An 820-nucleotide genomic window follows, 5' to 3' on the forward strand; every position below is an offset into this window, starting at 1 on the left:
GGCACTGTTGCAAATAGTCGGTGGTGATAAACTTATCATCCCCTTTTGCTGATGGAGCTGCACATGAACCCATTCAAAGGCCGGCATTTTCAGCGTGACATCATTCTGTGGGCCGTACGCTGGTACTGCAAATACGGCATCAGTTACCGTGAGCTGCAGGAGATGCTGGCTGAACGCGGAGTGAATGTCGATCACTCCACGATTTACCGCTGGGTTCAGCGTTATGCGCCTGAAATGGAAAAACGGCTGCGCTGGTACTGGCGTAACCCTTCCGATCTTTGCCCGTGGCACATGGATGAAACCTACGTGAAGGTCAATGGCCGCTGGGCGTATCTGTACCGGGCCGTCGACAGCCGGGGCCGCACTGTCGATTTTTATCTCTCCTCCCGTCGTAACAGCAAAGCTGCATACCGGTTTCTGGGTAAAATCCTCAACAACGTGAAGAAGTGGCAGATCCCGCGATTCATCAACACGGATAAAGCGCCCGCCTATGGTCGCGCGCTTGCTCTGCTCAAACGCGAAGGCCGGTGCCCGTCTGACGTTGAACACCGACAGATTAAGTACCGGAACAACGTGATTGAATGCGATCATGGCAAACTGAAACGGATAATCGGCGCCACGCTGGGATTTAAATCCATGAAGACGGCTTACGCCACCATCAAAGGTATTGAGGTGATGCGTGCACTACGCAAAGGCCAGGCCTCAGCATTTTATTATGGTGATCCCCTGGGCGAAATGCGCCTGGTAAGCAGAGTTTTTGAAATGTAAGGCCTTTGAATAAGACAAAAGGCTGCCTCATCGCTAACTTTGCAACAGTGCC

The 820-nt window shown here is 52.4% G+C and carries 1 protein-coding gene; it reads left to right on the top strand.

What is annotated here, in order from left to right:
- The first annotated feature begins 63 nt into the window (after positions 1-63).
- Positions 64-768 carry an IS6-like element IS26 family transposase gene (locus JMN36_RS10610; protein WP_001067855.1) on the top strand — a complete coding sequence of 235 codons (705 nt, stop codon included), beginning with the start codon at positions 64-66 and terminating at the stop codon, positions 766-768.
- The last annotated feature ends 52 nt before the right edge of the window (positions 769-820 follow it).

The organism is Corynebacterium pseudokroppenstedtii (assembly GCF_019754945.1).
In the GTDB taxonomy this organism is placed as follows: Bacteria; Actinomycetota; Actinomycetes; order Mycobacteriales; family Mycobacteriaceae; genus Corynebacterium; species Corynebacterium pseudokroppenstedtii.